Raw genomic sequence first — 18,295 nt, 5'->3', positions numbered from 1 at the left:
CCTCTTATTTTTTTCTGCTCCAATCCCCTTACATCATCACTACAAGGTTAATTACGTCTTTAACTTTAGTTATAACCACAGCTTTTACCGTTTTTTATTTTTGTTATTCAACTCCTTATTCGTTTTTACGCTTCAGTTTTATTTTAGACCTAAAGCAAGTTAGCTAAAACACATCTGCACTGAACGACTCTTGTTGATTTCCAACCGGTATTGCTGCACATATGCCCGGGCCATATGCCGATAATGATACAAATCCAGGGCATATTGCCGGCAAGTGTGCGCCGACAGGCTATCGACGGCTTTGACAGCCTCCAGGTATTGGCTGAAATGATGACAGACAAAGCCGACTTTGCTGTTAACAATATCCATGCAGGCCCCCTTGTCACTGGTGATCACCGGGGTGCCGGAGATCATGGCTTCTGCCAGTACCAGGCCAAAGGCCTCATTAATTTGCGTGGGAAACAATAACGCCCTGGCACCGGCAAATAACTCGGCTTTATGTTCGCCAAAGATTTCACCGACATATTCAACCCCCGGCACATGACAGATCCTGGTTATTTCCCGGATCAGGTTTTTATCGCTGCTGGAACCCGCCACCACAAGTTTTACCCTCGCTTCACGGGCACAATCGATGGCGATATCCAGCCCTTTGCGACGCGCCAGCGGCAAGGCAGAGACAAACAGCAGATAATCACTTTTTTGTTCACGAAAAATAAATTCACTGGGATCTATGCCGTTATAAATAAAACGTTTGCTGCCATAGGTACGTGCCAGCGAAGGAGAGACATAAATCCAGTTTTCCCGACAGCGGCTTCGCGCTAATCCATGCACAGCCAAATCGGTATGACAGGTGGCCACCCAGGGTAATCCCCGGCGTTCAAGCTCTGCTCCTAAGCCGGAATCACTTCTGATATGATAAATATCGGCGTCAAAAACAGGTTCGTCCACGAAAGTGACATTAGCAGGTAATTGATTGGCTGGCGGGGTTGCTTGTTGCCACGCTTTTTCCTGTTCCAGGTTTTCTTGCGGACTATTTTCTAGATAATAAACCACCTGGTGGCCAAGCTGTGCCAGACCTTTTACCAAAGCGTCAAAAACCCTGCCTCCCCCGGGTCCGCCAACGGCTGCCGGATACTTATGCCTGGCTTGAACAAATATACGCATCTTCTTCTCTATGCTTACTTTTGGCCTGAACATTTTGCTCAAGCTTGTTTGCCTGATATTTATCTATCGCCCCGGGAATACACTGTTTTTTCTCCTTAAGATATTCCAGCAATGCCTGACCATGAATAGCGCAGATGGCGCGGCACCTTTGGCTGTTACTTTGATAGCCCGGTTGCGCGCGGGTATCAAACCGGGTACGGCTGTGGTCGATATGAAAGACTTCCAGCTGCAGCCGGCATTGGCGTAAAAACAAACGAATAACATGCTCCATGGCATTGTCTTCACCGCCCCAGCCTTCAAAGTTTTCATCCCAAAAACCCAATGCCAGCAAGCTTTGCCTGCGGATAAAGAAAATGCCTCCGGCAAAAGTATTGCCATAACGCCTGTTTTTAATGGTGTAAGTTGTCGAAAGCTGACTCATGTCCCCTTGAGCGCTTTTTTTACCCTTTACCTGTTCGGTAGCGGACGTAGCTAAATCGACGTTGGTGATATAAGACTTCTTCGGATCCACGGCATCAAATACCTGCAGCGCCTCAAAACAGCTGTGATAACTTTGCTTTGTCAAAAAAATATCGCAGTCGGCAAAAGCAAGAAAAGGCCGCATGCTGGCATTGACGCCAATATTGTTTGACCAGCCGCGGTTAAACAAACCGGCATTAAAGACAAAAATCAGCTGGCAATAAGGCAGGTCATCAGCTGTTAACTTAGGCGAGCTGTCTTGCTCGACAATAATGATATTGAGCCTGTCGAAGGTTTGATGAAGACGGGAGACCACATAAAATAACGCCTTTCTCCTGTCGGCAGATGACTCCCGGTAACTGATGATGTAATCAATGTGCTCCGCCTTGCAAATACAGTTGTCCTTCATAACACTCACATCACCTCAAGCATCATTTGCCTGGGTGCCTGCATTTTCATCGCCTGCCAGTCGGCAAGCAGCTGAATATAATAAGCACCGCTTTGCGGCGCCTGCCAGTTTATGCGGTACAAACCTTGCCCCAGCTCGGTGACCTTACTGCGGCTTTTCCATACCCCGGGCACCAGGACAGTTAAACTGCTCAGCTCTTTCAAACCTTCAATCGGCGCTTTGCTGCTTGCATCCACCAGTTTAAAGGTCAGTGCCGTGCTTTGCTGCGCCTTTAATGGCTGGGCCTGCTGCTTTTGCACTAAGCTTGCCGCCACCTGCAGCAAACGGTTTTCTTCCTGTTCGGCTTCAGGTTTCACCCTGACTTCAAAACAATGCACCACGCGGGGGGATTCCAGGAAAAAGGCAACATCATAGGTGCCGGCTTCGGCCAGACGGCCGACCGTCTGATACTCGCCGGCGCTAATTTCCTGCAAACTGCGGTCAACGGCAATCACGGCACGGGCACTGCGGCTGAAATTTTTAAAACTGCCCATAGGGGCCGCCATACCTTCCTTGTAATAATAAATCTGTTTATCTCTGGGATGGGCAATAAGCACAGCGTTTTCCCCCGGCGCCTGGATAATACCCGGTGCAGGTGTGGTAGCCAGACCGAAACCTTGCTCTCCGCCGGGAAAGTCTACCACCTGCAGGGAAACCTCTTCATCCACAATGGCATCCATAGGTATCATTAGGACCGTTTCGCTGCCGCGGTGGCGAATATAGGCCAGGGTATCGCTGAAGTTGACCTGATCCGGCCCCTGCTCTACCTTACCTTGTTTGGTGATTTTGTCGTTTAAACTGTCCAGGATATAAACATGATCATTGACCGGGTTCACAACAACACCATGACGGCCATTCGGCGCAAAAGCAAGATCGCTAATACCCGGCTCCAGGGAGATCACTTGATTTACCGCCAAACTGCTGGCATTAACACTGATCACCGTGCCATCACCGCGATGACTGATATAAACGGCATCTGCTGCCCGGGAATACGCCAGACTGACCGGATTATCACCACTAGGCAAGGTTTTCACCAGCCTCAGGCCGCCAACATCAATGACCGTGAGCTGATCTGCCCCCTCTGCGGCAATAAAGGCATATTGATCATCACCGGAAAAGGCAAAATGGTGCGGACCAACTCCCAGGGGAAAATCGGCGACCAGCTCCAGGGTGCGGGTATCGATCACCAGCACTCCCTGACCCGTCGCTTGCCCGGCTTGCATTTCCTGCCTGCCCTCATAAGCAAGCCAAAGATAGTGCTGATCCTGCTGCAAGGCCATTGCTTTGGGTATACCCGGTATTTTCATTTCGGTTGTGACCTGAAAGCTTTGGCTGTCGATCACCGCCAGACGCCGGCTTTTCGGTAGTGAAACAAATAACCTTTGCCGCAACCCGGCCAGCTGCCAGTCAAACCCCGGGCTGGATAACGCCACCATAGTCAGCAGGTTGCTGCCGCCAAAATGAAACAGGGGATCGACCACCGAGATGCTGGCATCCTGGTTCAGTACCAGCACATAATAAGTATTGAGGTTTACCGTGGGCTGGGCCAGAAGAGAACCGCCGATAAAGCTTTTCACCATATTTTTACAGCTGGCGGGCGTGTTGGGAATGCTTTCGGCGCGGCGCTGCATCCAGCCCGCCGGATAGACACCGGAAACCGGCGCGCCGCTGCCGTCTGTAATGGTGAAATTGAACACGGCATCGGTGTCGGCAAAGACCACTTCGGGTATTTTTTCTTTGCCCTGACTCGTCTGTTGTTGCAGCGCAGATAAGCTAAAATCCACCTTGATACCGTTTTGGACAATCGCTGAAGCATTAGCAACATCCGCCAGCACCAGGGCAAAAAACATGGCAAACATAGTCACCAGCGCTTTTTTCAGCAGTTTATTTAAGGGCTTAACTAAACTCAGCATTAACAGCTTATCCATAGGTCTTTTCTCTCCACTTTTTGCCGTTAACCACTCTTTTTCCGGCACTAATACCGGCTAAAAGCCCGGACAGTTTCTCAAAAATAACCAGGCTCACTTACGCTAGCTACAAGTCACGGTTTGCGGCACAGTCGCCGGGGTAACTAAGGTGCAGCCACTGGGTAACCGGTAGTTATCAAACAGTTTGTCCGCATAGATATATTGAAGATCATCAGGATCATTGGCATTTCTTTGCGGTATGCACACTAACGGCCGGATGTTAGCGGCCATATAATCCTTGCCCGGTTCACCGACCCTGAAGATACCCCACATGCCATAATTTTGATCTCCTCCCGGGTATGAGCGATACAAATAGTCTCCCGGGCTGGCAAAAGTACCGCCGGCACTTGGCAGCACGATATCAAAGCGATCGGCGGCGCTGACCCCCATGCGGGAGCCCTGCCACTGCGAGTCCGGATTATTGGTGATCACGGTTGAGTCCATGCCGTAAGGTTCTTCCTGCCAGACATGGCCAAACAATTCGAAAACATGCTGATCGGCGCCGTGGGGCTCCATCACCCGAAAACGCACCGGATCCCCGGGATTAGCATGGAATATCGAAGTTTCCGGCTCACCTAAAGGGGTGCCGTCGGGATCATTGGGGTAAGGCTTACCAAGATCATTGGCAAAGGCACAGGCCATATCCAGCTGGTATTTATCTACCTGACCGACATTAGTGCCGCTGGCCACGGTATCCCGGTAGCGGCCCCGTCCCTGCACCACGCCGTCAATCACGGTTTCCCCGGCATTTTGACCCGAATCTTTACCGGCCATGCGCTCAACACCGTAGTTGATGGTATTGGTGAACCTGGAAAACGCCAGCTGCTCCTGCAGCATGATCACATATTCCCTAAAGAAGTTTTTCCCGCCCTGCTCACTGCCCGGCGGCAAATGCACGGTAGCATTAATACCGGTTAAAGAATCACTGGCGGATGCAACCTGAGCGACCCCCAACCCCATAGAGGGTGGACAAGTGGTTTTACTACCATCTTGCGAGCTCCAGCAGGAACCGGCAGGCTCTATCACCATACCCGCGAGCATGCCGTAGCGTGTCTGCTTGATGGGATCAGCGGTGAGCAGGTTGGCGCTGCCAAATTCCGCCGGGATAAAGCTGCGGCTGCCGTCACTGTTATCCCTGGTTATCCCCGCATACCAGGTATAAGTGCGCATATCGCCTAAAGGTACACTCTGGTTCTCGTTAAAGCCCAGGTTAACGCCGTTATCCTTGTTGATATCATAGGAAACCAATTGCGGCGCTAAAGCCACCTGTTTCGATGCCTGCAACTTCATATCACATTGCCATTTATCATAATAAAGCTTTTTGCAATTATCCCCGGTCGCCTGATCTGAGGTATAACGGAACTGTAACAAGGCATTTTGCCCGTTGGGGGCATTAATGGTTTCGGCAACGGGAAAAGCATCCCCTGAAGTTTTAAATTTATTGGCCAGGTTAACCGTGATACATTCCCCGGCGGCGGCCCTGAGCACAAAGGGTTCAATATGCCGGGCGGCGCTCTGGCTTGGCAGGTTTGCCAGCAGTTTATCATGGGTGCATTCGCTGCCTTCGACGCTGACATCGCAGCCAAAGTACAGCAAAGCATTGGGATCGCTCAACCGCTCCCTGTCGCTGTAAATCAGTTTGCCGTCGGGGAGCTGGGCTGCGGTTACTGTCACCACATTATAAGTACGTTTGTTGACATCAACAGGACAAGCCGGTGGTGTTTGTCTGTTCACGGTTTTCACCTGCTTACCCGGCAAAGGCTCAAGGCAGAGATCCTGCCGCCCTTGCTGGTAGGCGCGCATCAGCCCCCAATTGCCGTTAAGCAGGCCATTTTCTTCCGAGCTCGGATTATAAAGGTAATCGGCAAACTGCACCCGCTCCCTTGCCCGGTAATTACATCCGGCTATCTGGGTGGGATCCCCGGCATCTGCCAGGCTTTGCCCTGAATTCACGCTGGAGACGGGTACATCAAAGATCATTTCAAAATGCTCGGATATGCCCATGGGCTGGTTACTGCGGTAGCCGGAGTTTTTATTGGCAGGTTCAAACAGCCAGCGAAAGCCCTGCATACTGAAATTATGCATATTGATATGTGCCCCCACCAGGGTGCGTACTTGTACCTTATCCCCCTGGTACATTCTCATCAGCGGCGTATAGGGATCGTCCGGATACACCCCGGCGCTGAGCGCTGTGGTGCTTGCTCCAAGCGGTGTCTGGCCGCTGAGCTCGGGATCGGCACGTTGAATGGAGTTATAGACATAAGCCAGATTCCCTTTAGGTCCCGAAGTTTGTGCCTGTTTGCCGTTGCTGTCTATCGGGGTCGGATCCCAGACTCTAAACGGCAAAGGTTCATTACGGTAATTCACCGAATAAGTGCCTAAGGCAAAAGGCGGCGTGGTGCTGATCAGGGTCGGAGTTTGTACTTCACCCGCCTGTTTTTGCGGCGGGTTAATGGCAAAGTCCGGCGCCAGGTAGCCGGAATATCCGCGGGTAAAGCTCTGGATCGCAGCAACATAATCGGCATCATTGCCGCTGGCATCCTTGTTTTGGCACAAGGTATTGGTGGTAGTTACCAGGCAGATGCTGTCCAGCGCCTGGTTAAAGCTGTCGCTGGAGCCGTAGGAAAGCGTACTGTTGATTTTAGGATAACAGCTTGCCGGCAAGCTGCCGTCTTCCCCGGTAATACAAGGTTCAGGCCTTAAGCCGTCTTTGGTATACGCCAGCTGAAAGTCCTGGAACTCAAGCATAAATTCCCGGTAACTGTCCGATGGCTCTTTGGTTTCGATAATGGCCTGCCAGCTGGTGGGACCGCCGTCCAGCCGGGTATTAAGCGGTACGCCGGTTTCCGAATGTTTCCATACAGAACCTTCCGGTTCAATCAACAGCCCCATATACAAACCCGCCTGCTGGTGGGTGGAAGGACTGAAGTGATCATGGGTAAAAACGGTACGCATAGTGCGGTCTTCTCCCAAATCGTTCAGCTGGGGATCCGCATACCAGCGCTGCACCGTGGTTTGCGCGCCGCGCCATTCATTGGCGGCCCGGTCAAGACAATCGTTTTTATTGCTGCCGGTCAGCTCATTACACAGCCAGGTAGGCGCTTTTGCCGCCAGGGTGCCGCTATGGTTGTCCAGTTTGCCTTTATTAAAGGCTGCTATGCGCTCCACCACGGTTTGCGGACTGAAAGTGCCGTCTTCATAATTCCAGCCGTTGGCACCGCCGTCGGACGAGGTGACATCAAATTTCACCAGGTGAATGTGCTGGCCGAGGATATCGGTCGGGGTACGCACCTGAAAATCATCCAGCTCGTAATATTCCGGCACGACATTGGCAAACCAGTAGTTGACGCAATCCCCGGAATTGGCCCTGAAAAACAACGGCTCCGGCGGCCTTTGCTTGTTCAGGGTCGGCAGCAGATCCTGCCATAACACGCCAAAGCGCTGCTGGGAGTAATGCCAGCCTTTTTTATTGAGCACCACATCCATTTGCATATCTACGCCGCGATACTGGCGTAATTTATCCGGGGGCGTCGGTGTCGGTGTCGCTAAAAACTGACTGCTGGAGTTGGTTGCACAGGGATCGGCATAAGGCGCCCCTTTTTGCTGCAATAAGCCGTTTAAGACAAATTGATCCGCCAAACCTTGCGGCGTGCTGGAATGATGGCTGCGGGTGGCATGCGCCCCCATAGCCACTTTCTCTATGTTGGTGCCATCTTCCGGCAACCTGGTGCCCTGCAAGACATGGGTAAATTTACTGAAATCAAATTTATTATGATATTCAATAATTTCAGGATCGTAGTTATCAAAGGCTATGGTACCGGGATCTTTGGGATCGGCGAAAAAGGTGCCCGGTTTATAAACCACATGGCGGGGCAAGCCGCCGTTGAGCTCGCCGTCGCTGGCTGTTTGGGCAAAATCCAGCGGCGGGTGCGGCGCCCTTTCCCCGGCAATACCGGGAATAAAAAACGGATAGCCGGGATTTTGATAAACCGTGCCGTCTTGAAGTTTACCGACATAGCGGCCGTCGCTATTGGTGGCAACACTGATCTGCGGCAATACTATCTGGCCGTTTTCAATATGCACCTCGCCCGGCACCGGCGCCATGGCGATGGTAGGCAAAGGCACTATGCCAGGGATCGGGGTACCGGCAGCAATCTCGCCGTCGGGTAAGGCGCGGCTGCCTGCTGCCGGTCTGCCGTTATTACCCAGCACAGTGCCTTGCTCAAAGACATCGTGCACCCGCCACAAGCCCCACATGCCTTCGGCAAAATGCGGATAGAAATGGCAATGGAAAATAGAGTCCCCCACCGTCTGGTTACGGTTGCCGCTGCTGTTATACACCATATCCAAAGTAAAAGAAGATCCGGGACCTATCAGCTGGCTGTCGAGATAATGGCTGTTATCGCTATTGGGGGAATGCAGCCACTGGTGGGCATGTAAGTGGTGCAGGTGATGTAAAGTGCCGGCGCCGTGGTGAATACGCATTTTCACATGATCGTTCATATAGCTGTGATAGACATTGGCAGGATCGTCGGGATAAAAAGCCCTAGTCGCTTTTTTCCCCAGCCTCGGCTGACAATTGGGGGGATTGGGATCGCGCACATCCGTAGGCTGGCTGATGGGATGATTTTCCGAGCAGAAGTTGGCGGGGATATCCACCACCATGGCAGGATCCCCCACGGTCCAGGAGCTTAAAAAGAATTCCTCATAGGCACAGGTGGCACAGTCGTACATGGGGCCGACATTGATGCGGTTGGAATAAATTTCCGGCCCTATGCCCGCCATGCCGTAATTGATGGCAAAAAAGTCCCCCCCGGCAGCAAAGGTATTGCCGTTGGTATTGGAGGCGCCACCGGCAAACGCAGCAAAGGCCTGCTCTGCCCTGACCGGCTCATGATACATAATATTGAATTCCCGGTACGGCTCCAACGGCTGAGGATATTGCGGACCGTCGCCAAACGGCCGGGTACCCGGTTGAAAACGCCCGGCATCGGGCCCGGTAATGATGGCGGTGGGATCGGAATAAACCAGCGCATAAGTATTCACCTGACCATCAAATGGGCTTAACATGTTAAGTACCGGCTTATCACTGCCAGCATAACGCGCCTGGTAGTCGATTTGCGGTTGTCCGCTGCCGGTTTTAACGGGATTGCCTGCGGCGTCTTTTTTCGTTGCCGCGAGCATGGCCTGCTCGCTTACCTGGCTGCGGTAATACTCGGCCCCCTTGGGCTGAACATTTAACGAGCCAAACAAGCCAAAGGTTAATTGTCCCTGAAAAAAATTACTGAAATTATCACCGGCGCTGTAGAGCACAAAGGTGCCTTCGGCGGGGATAAACAATGAGTAGTCCTTGCTAAATCCCGGAGAAGCCAGGTTATTGGCGTTCTTCCCGATATAGGCGCCGTCATTTTTGATCGCCTGCGGGTTATTAAGCCTGGTTGAAAAGACCTCTGTGCCCTCAATATGCACACCGGCAAAGCTGGTGAGCTCTTGCGGCGCCGGTGCCAGCAAATTGGTAAAATGTATGTCCAGGCAATCATGGACATTGGCACGCAGTACTATGGGTCTGGGTCTTTTGTCATGACGCAGGCTGACATTGTCGATCAAATCCCAGTAATTCCCGGTCTTACCGGCCTGCAAATCCGCCAATAAGGCATTGCCTTTATCGCGGTCGCTGCCGGTATAGATCAAATCGGAGGAAAGCGCAAAGATCATACCGTTAAGCTGCGAGGCACCCAGGCGGTTGTACCAAAAAGGCTGGTTCAACGCCACCATATTGACTTTGACTATCCGCTCAACCTTGCCGCCGATTTGACAGCGGTTATCTGCCGCCGACGGATATGTGGCCTGTGGTAAATAAGGGCCCTGGGCGCAACTGCCCACCAATACAGATAACAGGCCAAGCATTACTGCCTGCTTTATCACGCGCATGGGGCGCATTAGCAAGGCTTTTATCAAGCCAAAAAAACCATCACCACTGCCCATTGTCTTTCTCCTGGTTATAACACCAAAAAATCATCTTATTCATGATGTTTTCCGACCGAGACAGCTAAGGCCGTTTAATGCCAGCCTGGTTAAACTCCCCGGCTGCATCGCTTTTTTCGTTAATTCACACCGCGTGTTGCGACATCAGTAAAGGTAATACCCGCTGAGCAAAAATCCGCATTTCGTCTAGCTGGGGCCAGCCTGAAAAAATAAACTGGCTCACCCCAATTGCCTGGTACGCTTTAATGGCCTGTGCGATCTCTTGCGGTGAGCCCACCAGGGCAATGGCGGTAGCACCATGGGTCTTGACCGCACCATTCCATAATATTTCACTGAGCCAGGGAGACCTGTCTGAGTTTGCTTCCTGATGGCATTGCTTGATGCCATAGGAGTCGCTTTGCTGGACAAAATTTTTCTCTGCCGCTTTGACCGCCCCGACAGCGGCTTCACTTTCCTCGCCTGAGGCCACTAAATGCTCGGCAGCAGCCCAGGCCTGTGCCCGGGTTGGCCTGCAGATCACCGACAAACGGATTGCCACCTCTTTGCCGGCACTGAGCATTTGATCCGCTAATGGCGCCATATCCTCAGGCAGTCTTGCCAGGCTGATCCAGGTATTCCCCTGCCCGGTGGCAAGTGATAATGCCTGCGGCGAACTGCCGGCGATAAAACATTCGGGAGCATTCAAACCGGGGGATAAAAAAGACGTGCCGACCCTGGCATTAAAAAGCTGATAATGTTCACCGGAAAAATCAACCTCCCCGCTGTTGGCCCACAGTTGCCGACAAATGGCCAGCAATTCTTCGGTACGCTTAAAGCGCTGGTCATGCTCAAGAAAGTCCCCGTAGGCATGTTGCTCTTTCGGGGAGTGGCCCGCCACCACATTCAGGGAAAAACGCCCGGGGATCAATTGGGACAAGGTATTAAGCTTTTGAACAAAATAACTTGGCGGCATCAACCCGGAGCGGCAGGCGATAATAAACTTTATCGTTTGCGTTTGCAGACCCAGTGCCAGGGCTAACAGGATGGGATCGGGCTTTTGTAAATTAAAGTCAACCAGCAGGGAATCAAATCCCAGCTCTTCGGCTTCCCGGGTAAAAGCCAGTTGCTGCGCTAAATCCACCTGACCGCTTTCGGGGGATTGTCCCATAGTGTGCCGGGTTCGCTGCAAGCCACAACCGTAAGCTTTATAAGACTGCCCCTGTTGTTCCCCTCCCTGGCAAAGACGCCAGTGGATTTTTAACGGGGCCCTGCCGGCTCTTTTGGTCACTTGTTCAGACATTTTTACGCTCCAGTCCGCTTTCGAGTACCGGCTGCTCTTCCTCATCCAGGGCCACAGACGTTAACAGCCCCTGGATATGCTGATAGAGAATATTGCCCAGGGCAATAAAATGCTGCTTGTGCAGTCCTTCGGGCTTCGCTATCTCTGCTTCGCCGCCAAGGTTGATCACTTTCGCTGCTATCCAGGGATAAAGGGCAATAAGTTCCCGGCACTGGCTCTCATTCATGCAATAAATTTTCTCTGCCCGGTGAATATGCTCCTCGGTCACCTGTTGTGCCCGGTGTTCATCCAGCTCAATATCAAAGTCCGTCAAAGCCGCTCTGGCTGCATCGGGCATTGTTCGCTGTTGCCCCAATTGTAAGGCGGCGCTTTCGGCGTAGATGTCCCGGGTATTTTCCTCCGGGCTTGTCTGTTGAAAATGTTTCTCCAGCACTTTATTGCAAATGGCCGCCGCCATGGGCGAACGCATACGGTTACCGTCGCAAATAAACAGCCAGATACGTTGCATCGGATTTTCCAGCGAATGGGGATGTCCGGAGATCTGCTTGCTGTCGAAAAAGGACATTAAGGTCAAAGCAAGGCAGATGGCAAAAGCACTGCTGAGCTGAACAATACTGAGCTCCTGCCCGGCAAAGAAGAAGTATAAAATGAACGAGGCGCACACCCCGGATAATAAGCTGGCACAGCGGTTCACCGGAATAGCAAAGGTATTCTCCCGCCGGTTCAGATAAATCAAACTGCCAAAAACGGCTAAAATGCCATAGAAAGCTCCGATCATCATGGCCGGGTAAATCACCTTGGAACTGGCCATGACCGAGAGATAATCGGCAAAGGAGATTTGTCCGCGATTGAGGTGGAACACCACAGTGAACACGGCAATGGCAAGCAAAGCCGTCATCGCCACAGTATTTTCCTGGACAAAAAACTGCCGGTTCACCGACTCCTGCGCATCTTTGGCATAATGGGACATTAATCTGAGCCTGAATATATAACCACCCAGGTAAGCCGCCAGGTTAAGGAGCACCAACGGAGCCAGCTGATATTCTGCCGCCTGTGCCAGGGCCAGGGCGACGGCAAATAAACTTAGCATAAGTCCGCTCCAGGAATACCAGTGAACTTGCCGCCCGGAAAAATGATCTACTATCGGCGACATCACCAGGACACCGCCGCGCATCAGCAATAAGGCAAAGACAATGGAGACCCCGACAAAGCTGTAGGCCAGTGTAGTGGTGACAATAATCACCGAAAAGGCCAGTCCGGAGCCAATGGCCCAGCGGTTAATGCCTGAGAGCTTTTGGCTAAAACTGCGATCTTCGCCTTTAAGAAAGCGATACCAGCCCAAGACATAAATGATCAAGGGCATAGTCAATACCGTGCCAAGCAGCACCCAGGGTAAAAATGCCGACGGACTGAGGACCAGAGCATGGCTGCTCACCCCAAGGTTTGCCAATAAGCCGGAAGAAAGGGCTTTAATCAAGGCACTGTAGGGAATATAAAAAGCAAAATACCCCAAAGCCAGCAGCCAGATGCTGGCAGCAACGGGATAATACTGCGCTTGATTTTTCATTGGCAACACTCCTGATTTGCTTTTATTCTTCCTGCTTGCACCCTGAACGGTTGTGAACAAGACTCCTGGCTTTGCCTGTCAGGCTTTTAATTTAAAAAAGGCATTGTCGACCTTTACTCCCAACGCCCGCCTGCCAATGGTGGCCAGGATATGATCGGCATTATCATGCTGTACATAAATACTCAGATCCCGGTAGATACGCTCCAGCACACTGGGTTTATTCAGCGCCCGGGCACCGCAAATTTTAATGCATAAGGCCACGCCTTCTTGCGCCAGTTGCTCTGCCAGGTAGCGAAATTGAGCGCCCTGTTCACGGGCGCTATCAAATTGCTGGTGATCCAGGCTCGATGCCACCTGATTCATCCACAAGCTTAAGGTATCGATATTGAGCTTCACCCGGGCAATATGCTGCTGCACATAAGGGTCTTGCTGCCTTTGCTGTGAGTTGACTATATTCAGGGCATATTCATAGGCCGCATCCAATGCCCCGAGAAAACTGACGCCGTAATGGGGAGTAAAACGGCTTTGCATATCCTGGGTCAGAAATTCGCCTATTTCACCGATACAATCTTTTGCCGGGATAAAGGTATTATCAAAGTTAACCTTGTAGGACACGGTAGAGCGCATGCCGATGGGATCCCACCAGTCGCCGTCAAAGCTGATACTGGGATCGGATAAATCACAGGCCAGCATCAGCAAATTATTCTCTCCGTCGCTTATCTCCCTGGCACCTCCCGGCCCCGCCAGGCTCACCAGCAAAATCGCCCGGTTAGCCCCTACGGCACTGGTGGCAAAAACCTTGTTGCCGTTGATCACATAACCCGAGTCCTGTTTTTCTATCCGGGTGCCTATGCTGTATTGCTGGTGGGGCAACTTAGTTTGCGGCTCTCCGCTCCAGGCGGCCCAGCGATGGCCCTTTTGCATCACCTCGCTAAACCAGCGTTGCTTTTGCTCTGTCTTGGCCAGTTTATCTATCAGCATCAGGGCATTATTATGGCCTTCCCAGCAACGGGCAAAGGATAAATCGGCTTTGGCGATGGCCCGGGTCATTTGCCACAGGGCATTAACATTGCCATATTCAGGCGCAAATCCGAGGCCGCCAAAACCCGGGGCAACCGGGGCCGCCAAGGCATTGATATGAAAAAGATCGGTAAAATTCTCTGCCGGAAACCTGGCCTGAAGATCGTAGTCCCGGGCCCTTTGGCTGAACACTTCCTGTGACAGGGACTCAAGTGCGGTGATCATCGCACCGGGGTCCGCTGCGTTAACTGCTGTTCTTAGTTGGCTTTTCATAACCATCCCTGTAAAAGTCCTGAATTGGATATTCCTGTTGCTGTGTGCAATGCCTGAAATAAAAACATTTTAGCTGTGCGCTGCATCAGCACGGGCCTGATGAACATAAAATTCACGGCAAAAGGTTTTATCTGTCAATTGTTCAGACCCGGTGTTATTAACAGCAAAAAATACCGTAACCACCATTAAACCCTTATTCGAATATGCACAAAATAAACCGCTGACACTGTCTAAGTCGCAATAGGCAATAAAGCCCATTTCCTGTTGATCAAAGCTATAGGGGGTTAATGGCATCCTGGGCCAGGTCACCCCGTTACAGTCGCCAAAAACTTCCAGGACCCAATCCGAAGATATCTTTTCAATAGAAAAGGCCTTCATCCAGCTGCTGTGGCGATGGGTATTATGCCAACAGCCAGGCAAAGCCTGAAAATCTTCCTGTGCCTGGATATTTGCCCCTGTTGTGCTCTCCCCGGCATTATTTTCATTTGCCGGGGAAAACCCGGTTAAGATAGGTTGTTCATCGGCTGATAAACTTGTTTGCCGGTAATAAAACTCCCGGCTTAATAGCTTCTCAGTTTGGCGGCTATGGCTAGTCTCTTTCTGCTGATGAGCGTTTAAAGGGTTATCCGTTTCTCGGTAACTTTGCAGCACCAGAACACCATTTTTTTCATTGGCGGCAACAATGAGCCCCGACGGCTGTTGATAGTGATAAAAACCCGTGGCCAGCTCACTGCCGGGATTGGCCACGGGATAAACATCCAGGTGAAGCTGTGTTTGCTCACATCCCCCGGATGTCGATAAAATGGTTAGCTTCAATGCTTCGCCATCTAAGTTGAGGGCAAAGCGAGTAATAAAATCCGCCCGGGCATTAACATTCACCCAGGTGCCGAGCAAATTACCGAGCTTAAGCCTGCTTTGACATTGAACGCTTTCACTGTGCTCCATAACCCGCTCTCCCTGGCTTTTATCCTTTATTTCAGCAGATTTCCCGGTAGGTTTTCGGTGATCCGGTCAGCTGGTGGTTATCCCTTGACTTGTTAAACGAAACGTCCCGCTCCTGCGTCGTTATACCCCGGGATTTTTTATCCGCAATCACCAGGTCGAGTACCTGGCAGGCCTCAGGGGGCAATAACTGGCCGGTTAAACGATAAAATTGTGACAATAACTGGCTTCTGAGCATCATCAGGCCGTCAATAACCTTTAACCCCTTATCACTTGCCCGGTGCAATAAGCCATTTGGAAATTGATTGTAAACAAAATCAATATAAATCATTTCCTTGTGCAGACAGTCCAGATTAAAAGTCATATCTGAGTCTTGCTCGAACGGTATGGTATTGACCAGCACATCAAAGGCATCAAGTTGCAAATCGGTAAGGGATAAGCAAGGTAAATGAAGTAATTTATGCGCCAGGGCCGCCCTTTGCACCCCGCGATTAAATAACGTCACCTCCGCCCCTTGCTCATATAAGGTTTGTGCTGCAATTCGTCCCGAGCAGCCGCACCCCAGCACGGCCACCCGCTTACCCGGTATATCAACGTTGTGCTGCTCCAGCAGCAATGTCAGGCCGACATCATCTGTAGTATCCACCTGAATTTGGTCATTATCGACTTTCAAGACATTGGCTGAGCAGGTACGTTTGACCAGCCCCCTGCTGGCGGGGTAATTTTGGCTGATACTGCCTTTAAGGGGCGCCGTTACCGTTAAACCCCGCAGGGGTAAGTTAATGGCGGCCAATCGCGAAATATAATTATCTAAAGTCTGCTGGTTGCTAATGTTAAAATGCAAATAAATTGCCGGATATTCCAATGCCCTCAAACCGGCATTGTGGGTCAAAGGAGAAAGAGACTGCTTAATGGCATCACCTATAATGCCGTAAACACCGTTGATATCCTCGGGCAAGGCACTGAGACAATAATTTTTATCCATCGCTTTGAGCGATAACAACGAGCTTTGCTGCAAGTTGGCAAAAATAACCCTGGCACCTTTATAAAAGGCACAAATGCGGCTCCAGCCTTCCTGTTCGGCTTCATCATATGCCGTGACCTTATCGTTATCGTTATAATGCAAAAACTCCAGCGCCGTTAAACCTTCGGGGCAGATAAGACGATAGAGAAAAGCATCAAAGTCACTGTCGCTACGATATTGCCGGGCGAGGGTTCTATAACCTTGGGTCTGCCGTGCCGGTATACCGGTATCCGGATGTTCGGCAAGCGTCGATATTCTGCGGGTAATGATGCGCTTCTCGGCCGGGATCAAATTCAGCAGCGGAGTCACCAGATCAAATTCGGCATCAAGTTCAAAAAAGTCCACTCTGTCCATAACTTTAATAATATGGCTCTGCAGCGCGAATAAGGACAGCTGGTCATGGGCACAGGTAAGATCTTCTCTTGCCCGGATAGACATGGAAAGTTTCACTTCTGCCTGCCCATGTGTGCCTTTAACTAAATCACTTAACCGGCGAATATCTTCTTCGCTGGCAAGGCCATCGGTAAAATGAACAATATCACAGTGGGATAAGGCCAGTTGGCGGGATTTTTCATCCGCTAAAAAATACGATACAGAGGTTTCAGCGATAATCGTCCTTGTTGACATCTACTTCCCTTATTAGCTGTTTATCGACCATAAAATAAGATCGAATTTTTAAGTCAGGTAAATAATCCGTCAGTTGATCACACGCAATGATCACCAATGGATTATGATGAAATGTAGATGAGATTTTTTATTAGCACAAGTAATCAACAAGGTTTACAAGATGTCAATAAGGCACTCTAACCTGAAATGGCCTCTGGGTTTATCTCCCTGATTGTCACCAGGGCTTTCACCAAAGTGAGACAAACCATCACAGGTGAAAGCGCTGGTTTTATTTTACGGTGCAACACCAGCTTAAATAATATTCACTCCCGTGACTTGTTCCAGTGCCGCCATCAAGCCCCATCCGCCAAAACCTTCGGTTACCGCAAAAACAATATCGTTTTGCCCGGACTTTAACGGCAGGAACACACTGTCAAATAAGCCTACCGTACCGTAAAATCTGTCGTCCTGACTTTTAAAAGTACGATCGCTGTGACTCAGGGCTTTACCATTAACAAAAAGGGTCAACCTGTCGCTAAAGCCATACTTTAACCTGAGCAAACGTGCCTGATCTGAAGCAAGCGTTAGTTTCACGAGCAAGGTATTTTTAGTTTTCGTCCGCCCTGCTACCCTGGCCAGATTTGCCATGCCCAGCTCATTCACTTGTACCTGTATCCAGTTTTGCCTGTTTATCAGGGAAGGCTCCAAGATAGCTTTTGCTTCGACTTCATCACTTGCTACCGGCAAGGTAGCAACGGAAAAAGCAGACACCAGGTTTTCAGGTAGCGGTTTAAGCGCGACAGCAGTGCCGCTTGTTTTTACCTGCTTTTGATGGCTGATACGGATATTGGATAAGTAATAATCGTCCAGCGATCCCTGGAAGGAAATACCTCCGGCAATATCGCCATGGGCCAGCTTTTCAATATGCAGCACCGGCTTTTCACTATTGATATAAACATCCATTTTTTCCCCGCTAACCACCAGCTTGACCCGGTTCCAGTTATCATAGTGATAACTTACCGCTGCGCCATAACGGGCACCGGTATACAGCTGCCAGGCAAAAATGTCGTTAAATGAAGGGGTATATTGGTTTGCCGAGCTTGTACCCGAAGCATTGGGCCTGAGATAAAAAACTTCACTATTGCCATTCCCGGATTCGCGAAAATGTATCCCGGGAAACCCCCTTTTATTACGTATGCGGATATCAAATTCAATCACACCGTTATGGAAGTTTTCTCCGATGAGTTTTACCTTGGCTCTGTCCAGGACTTTGATGCTGGCTCGTCCCTGGTAATCGACAAACCGGGCTTGGTCCTTTGAAAACTGCCAATGCTGGTTATCCAGGGGGATCACTCCGGCGAATAATTTGCCGGAGAAAAGCAGCAAATTGGCAAAAACTAACATTAAAAAAGATTTCATATTTTCCTCACTAATAAAGACTAAAAAATGGATAAGCAGATATTAAAAGCCGGTAGCAGGACAAAACAGGCCAATTAAGTAAAAAAAGACGACAAACTTTTACATAAGTTTTACAAAGCCCGCAGACAAAATTTTGTTATAG

10 protein-coding genes are annotated in these 18,295 nt (G+C 50.6%); all 10 read right to left on the bottom strand.

Annotation, left to right across the window (positions count from 1 at the left end; all coding sequences use genetic code 11):
* Positions 1 to 159 precede the first annotated feature (159 nt).
* Positions 160 to 1,164: a glycosyltransferase gene (locus tag SG35_RS14000; protein WP_044832808.1), complete on the bottom strand. Its 1,005-nt coding sequence runs from the start codon at positions 1,162 to 1,164 to the stop codon at positions 160 to 162.
* Positions 1,136 to 2,032, bottom strand: a complete 897-nt coding sequence (locus SG35_RS13995) for a galactosyltransferase-related protein (RefSeq protein ID WP_044832807.1) — start codon at positions 2,030 to 2,032, stop codon at positions 1,136 to 1,138. Before SG35_RS13995 ends, SG35_RS14000 begins: the two co-directional genes overlap by 29 nt.
* A gap of 5 nt (positions 2,033 to 2,037) precedes the next feature.
* Positions 2,038 to 3,999 carry a hypothetical protein gene (locus tag SG35_RS13990; protein ID WP_044832806.1) on the bottom strand — a complete coding sequence of 654 codons (1,962 nt, stop codon included), beginning with the start codon at positions 3,997 to 3,999 and terminating at the stop codon, positions 2,038 to 2,040.
* Positions 4,000 to 4,101: 102 nt separating this feature from the next.
* Entirely contained in the window at positions 4,102 to 10,023 is a 5,922-nt protein-coding gene (locus tag SG35_RS13985; RefSeq protein ID WP_044832805.1) for a hypothetical protein, read from the bottom strand.
* Between the two features lie 124 nt (positions 10,024 to 10,147).
* Entirely contained in the window at positions 10,148 to 11,302 is a 1,155-nt protein-coding gene (locus tag SG35_RS13980; protein WP_053043026.1) for an LLM class flavin-dependent oxidoreductase, read from the bottom strand.
* Positions 11,295 to 12,869, bottom strand: a complete 1,575-nt coding sequence (locus SG35_RS13975; RefSeq protein WP_044832804.1) for an arsenate reductase/protein-tyrosine-phosphatase family protein — start codon at positions 12,867 to 12,869, stop codon at positions 11,295 to 11,297. Before SG35_RS13975 ends, SG35_RS13980 begins: the two co-directional genes overlap by 8 nt.
* Positions 12,870 to 12,947: 78 nt before the next feature.
* Positions 12,948 to 14,162 carry an acyl-CoA dehydrogenase family protein gene (locus SG35_RS13970; protein ID WP_044832803.1) on the bottom strand — a complete coding sequence of 405 codons (1,215 nt, stop codon included), beginning with the start codon at positions 14,160 to 14,162 and terminating at the stop codon, positions 12,948 to 12,950.
* 69 nt (positions 14,163 to 14,231) lie between these two features.
* Complete coding sequence (locus SG35_RS13965; protein ID WP_044832802.1) at positions 14,232 to 15,107, bottom strand: hypothetical protein; 876 nt, start codon at positions 15,105 to 15,107, stop codon at positions 14,232 to 14,234.
* Between the two features lie 31 nt (positions 15,108 to 15,138).
* A complete protein-coding gene (locus SG35_RS13960; protein WP_044832801.1) occupies positions 15,139 to 16,755 on the bottom strand; it encodes a shikimate dehydrogenase family protein in 1,617 nt (538 codons plus the stop codon).
* 291 nt (positions 16,756 to 17,046) lie between these two features.
* On the bottom strand, positions 17,047 to 18,153 hold the full coding sequence (locus SG35_RS13955) for a LamG domain-containing protein (RefSeq protein WP_044832800.1): 1,107 nt from the start codon (positions 18,151 to 18,153) through the stop codon (positions 17,047 to 17,049).
* Positions 18,154 to 18,295 lie beyond the last annotated feature (142 nt).

This window comes from Thalassomonas actiniarum, assembly GCF_000948975.2.
GTDB classification, from domain to species: Bacteria; Pseudomonadota; Gammaproteobacteria; order Enterobacterales; family Alteromonadaceae; genus Thalassomonas; species Thalassomonas actiniarum.
This window is presented reverse-complemented; position numbering and strand designations above follow the sequence as displayed.

What these genes read in the sequence shown, in the direction of transcription:
- SG35_RS14000 (WP_044832808.1), bottom strand. Translation starts at nt 1,164, where the DNA reads ATGCGTATATTTGTTCAAGCCAGGCATAAGTATCCGGCAGCCGTTGGC.
- SG35_RS13995 (WP_044832807.1), bottom strand. Translation starts at nt 2,032, where the DNA reads ATGAAGGACAACTGTATTTGCAAGGCGGAGCACATTGATTACATCATC.
- SG35_RS13990 (WP_044832806.1), bottom strand. Translation starts at nt 3,999, where the DNA reads ATGGATAAGCTGTTAATGCTGAGTTTAGTTAAGCCCTTAAATAAACTG.
- SG35_RS13985 (WP_044832805.1), bottom strand. Translation starts at nt 10,023, where the DNA reads ATGGGCAGTGGTGATGGTTTTTTTGGCTTGATAAAAGCCTTGCTAATG.
- SG35_RS13980 (WP_053043026.1), bottom strand. Translation starts at nt 11,302, where the DNA reads ATGTCTGAACAAGTGACCAAAAGAGCCGGCAGGGCCCCGTTAAAAATC.
- SG35_RS13975 (WP_044832804.1), bottom strand. Translation starts at nt 12,869, where the DNA reads ATGAAAAATCAAGCGCAGTATTATCCCGTTGCTGCCAGCATCTGGCTG.
- SG35_RS13970 (WP_044832803.1), bottom strand. Translation starts at nt 14,162, where the DNA reads ATGAAAAGCCAACTAAGAACAGCAGTTAACGCAGCGGACCCCGGTGCG.
- SG35_RS13965 (WP_044832802.1), bottom strand. Translation starts at nt 15,107, where the DNA reads ATGGAGCACAGTGAAAGCGTTCAATGTCAAAGCAGGCTTAAGCTCGGT.
- SG35_RS13960 (WP_044832801.1), bottom strand. Translation starts at nt 16,755, where the DNA reads ATGTCAACAAGGACGATTATCGCTGAAACCTCTGTATCGTATTTTTTA.
- SG35_RS13955 (WP_044832800.1), bottom strand. Translation starts at nt 18,153, where the DNA reads ATGAAATCTTTTTTAATGTTAGTTTTTGCCAATTTGCTGCTTTTCTCC.